Source organism: Paraburkholderia sp. EB58 (assembly GCF_050436665.1).
Taxonomy (GTDB): Bacteria; Pseudomonadota; Gammaproteobacteria; order Burkholderiales; family Burkholderiaceae; genus Paraburkholderia.
On sequence record NZ_JBNDMQ010000087.1, the window covers coordinates 1 to 3,388 of the forward strand.

4 protein-coding genes are annotated in these 3,388 nt (G+C 60.0%); 3 read left to right on the forward strand and 1 reads right to left on the reverse strand.

Annotated features, from left to right (window positions below):
- The 3 genes from P3T40_RS44760 to P3T40_RS44770 form a co-directional block, all read left to right on the forward strand.
- Window positions 1–232 (forward strand): hypothetical protein (locus tag P3T40_RS44760; RefSeq protein ID WP_429274067.1); only part of this gene is annotated, 232 nt, incomplete at its 5' end.
- A 35-nt stretch (window positions 233–267) separates the two neighbouring features.
- Window positions 268–1,713: a DEAD/DEAH box helicase gene (locus P3T40_RS44765; RefSeq protein ID WP_429274068.1), complete on the forward strand. Its 1,446-nt coding sequence runs from the start codon at window positions 268–270 to the stop codon at window positions 1,711–1,713.
- Between the two features lie 285 nt (window positions 1,714–1,998).
- The gene (locus tag P3T40_RS44770; RefSeq protein ID WP_429274069.1) at window positions 1,999–2,379 is read left to right on the forward strand and encodes a DUF305 domain-containing protein; all 381 of its coding nucleotides are present in this window, start codon (window positions 1,999–2,001) and stop codon (window positions 2,377–2,379) included.
- A 22-nt stretch (window positions 2,380–2,401) separates the two neighbouring features.
- On the opposite strand, the gene P3T40_RS44775 is transcribed toward P3T40_RS44770, so the two are convergent.
- A partial coding sequence (locus P3T40_RS44775) for an RNA-guided endonuclease InsQ/TnpB family protein (RefSeq protein ID WP_429274070.1) occupies window positions 2,402–3,388 on the reverse strand: 987 nt, incomplete at its 5' end.

Consider the following 3,388-nt stretch of genomic DNA (forward strand, 5'->3'; position numbering starts at 1 on the left):
GCAACGGCGCGTCCAGGTCCTGTGGCACACCATCAAACAATCTGAACTGCGCATCATCGGGCGAAGGTACTTTGCGCGCCGTGCTCATCGTGGTTCCCTGCCGTTTCGTTCCAGGCAGTATTGTATGGACCCGAGGGCTTTTGCGACAGCCTCTGAAGGGACGGGTTTGACGCGCACTCGATCAACGTCGATCTTTTTGAACATTGATGTGCGCGGCGCAATCAGGCGGTAACCGCTAGAATTGCCGCTTTAGCCCGGAATACGCCAATGTCTTTTGCCTCGCTTGGCCTGATCGATCCCTTGCTGAGTAATTTGCAGGACCTCAATTACCAGACACCTACGCCGGTGCAGGCCAAGGCGATTCCTGCTGTGCTCAGTGGCAAGGACGTCATGGCTGCGGCACAGACCGGCACCGGCAAAACGGCGGGTTTTGCGCTGCCGTTGTTGCAACGGCTGGTGCAACACGGCCCGGCGGTGTCCAGCAACCGAGCACGTGTTCTGGTGCTGGTGCCCACGCGTGAACTGGCCGAACAAGTGCTGCAAAGCTTTATCGATTACGGCAAAGGCCTCGACTTACGATTTCTGGCCGCCTACGGCGGTGTGAGTATCAACCCGCAGATGATGAAGTTGCGCAAAGGCGTGGATGTGCTCGTTGCCACGCCGGGCCGTTTGCTAGATCTCAATCGCCAGAACGCGGTGCAGTTTGATCAAGTACAAACGCTGGTGCTGGATGAAGCCGACCGCATGCTGGATCTGGGCTTTGCGCACGAACTCAACGACGTCTTTGCTGCCTTGCCCGCTCAGCGCCAGACCCTGCTGTTCTCTGCCACGTTTACCGATGATATCCGCGCCATGGCGGCGGGCATTCTGCGCGGCCCGGTCAATATCAGCGTCAGCCCGCCCAATGCCACGGCCAGCAAGGTCAAGCAGTGGGTGGTTCCGGTGGATAAAAAGAACAAGCCTGACCTCTTCATGCACCTCGTGGCTGAGAACAACTGGGAGCACGCGCTTGTGTTCGTCAAGACCCGCAATGGCGTGGATTACCTGGCGGCCATGCTGGATGAAGCGGGCTATGCGGTCGACACCATCCACGGCGACAAACCGCAACCCGCGCGCATGCGTGCGCTGAAGCGCTTCAAGACGGGCGAAGTGCATATGCTGGTAGCCACCGATGTGGCTGCGCGCGGGCTGGATATCGACGACCTGCCGCTTGTGATCAACGTTGATCTGCCGATCGTGGCGCAAGACTATGTGCACCGTATTGGCCGTACCGGCCGCGCGGGCGCCAGCGGCGTGGCAGTGTCCCTTGTGTGTGCCGATGAAGCGCCGCAACTGGCCGCGATTGAAGCGCTGATCCGGCAAACGCTGCCCCGTGAAGAAGAGCCGGGTTTTGAAGCCGAACACCGCGTGCCGCAAACTAGCGCGACGGGCCAGATCATCAAGAAACCCAAAAAGCCTAAGAAGTCCAAAGTGCCGCAAGCTGCGCCGGACGCCATGGAGGTGCTCAGCAAAAAGCCGCGCCCGCAAAGTGGCGAAAACAAACGCAACCCTGCGGCGCAGCGCATTGTGGCCGCGGGTAAAGGCACAGGCTTGTCCAGCGGTAACCCATTCAGCGTGCAAAAGCCACGCAGCAAACCCGCCAGCAAGCCAGCTGTGGATTCACGCAAGCCGGCTGGCAAACCCGCTGGTGGCCGCAGCAAACGCCAACCCTGATCCGTGGGGATGAGTAACGCCAGCCCTGGAACAGGCTGGCGGTTGCGGATTGCTGGCAGGCAGCGGCGCGGCTTCGGCGTGCATCAGCCGGTGGCGTTGAAGATCAGCGTACCGAGAAAATAGACGCCTCACGAAAGCGGGGCGGCCTCGGAAAAGTGGACGCTGGTCCCCAGGGCGCTTGACCTTCCAGCGACGGGAAGGTTGATGATGAATATGCGGGTCTTTGATGAGCACCGTGGTCGCCCTCCAAACGATCTAGTTACCCCACCTTGAGAGCATATTCAGATGAAAGCCAAGCGTTTACTCATCGTCCTCTCCATCCACATCGGAATCGTATTGTCTGGCGTGGCACTCGACGCGAGCGCGCAGCAAGGCAGCGCCATGGCAAATGGGCAGATGAGCATGTCCGCTGGAAAAATGGAGAGGCCAGCACAAGCCGGCGGTCCACTGCCTGCATCAACGCAGGCCTTCGAGAACAACGCAGCGAAGATGATGAAAAATATGAGTGCTCCAGGATACACAGGAGATACAGACACGGACTTTGTGGCGCACATGATCCCGCATCACCAGGGAGCGGTGGACCAAGCCGAAGTCGAACTAAAGTACGGCAAGGATCCGCAAATGAGGGCGCTGGCGGAGAACATCTTGACATCCTCCTTCCCGTGAACGGGGAGGATTTCTACTGCGCTTAGGCTGCGAGAGCCTGAGTCGCTTCGGCGGGTTCCTGCTTCGACGGGCGGCCCGACTGCGCCATCCCTCCACAGGCAATAACGGCATGTCCTGCCGCCAGGACATTGAGCGCGCCGACGTGATCGGCGTTCGCTTCGTGTGCGCACCTGACGCAGGCAAACAGCGCCTGGGTCTTTCTGTTCCCGGCTGATACGTGTCCGCAGCATGGGCATGTGCGGCTCGTATTCTTCGGGTCTACGGCGACGAAATAGCCGCCGCGCCACGCCGTTTTGTACTCTAACTGGCGACGGAATTCGCCCCAGCCCTGGTCGAGAATCGACTTGTTAAGGCCGGACTTCGCGTGGACATTGCGCCCTGGTGCATCTGCCGTACCTTTCGCCGACTTCGACATATTGCTGATTTTCAGGTCTTCGACCGCAACCATTGCGTGGTTTTTGCTGATCGTGCTCGAAGCCTTGTGGAGAAAATCAGCGCGAGCGTCCGCGATACGCGCATGGATGCGCTGAATGCGGGACTTCGCCTTCTTCCAGTTGCTGCTGCCTTTGACCTTGCGGGCCATGCGGCGCTGATACTTCGCCAGCCGCTTTTCATGCTTACGGAACGACGCCAGCGGCGCGATGAAACTACCGTCCGACATGGTGGCGAAGCGGGCAACGCCCACGTCGATACCGACGGCGGGGCCGTGCGGAACCGGCGTTTCTACTTCGCGCGCCGCGAGGATCGACACGTACCACTTGCCAGCGCGCAGCGACACAGTCGCGCTGCGGACTTCGCCGACAACGTCGCGGCTCTTGCGCAAACGCATGTATCCGAGCTTCGGCAGAAAGACCCGGCCGTTTTCGCGGTCGAGCTTGATCTGCTTTTTGTCCGGGTACGTGAAGCCATCACCCATCCCCTTGCGCTTGAAGCGGGGGAAGTCGGCGCGCTTTTCGAAGAAGTTGACGTATGCGCGCTCAATCGCCTTCAGGGCGCATTGCTGCGTGTG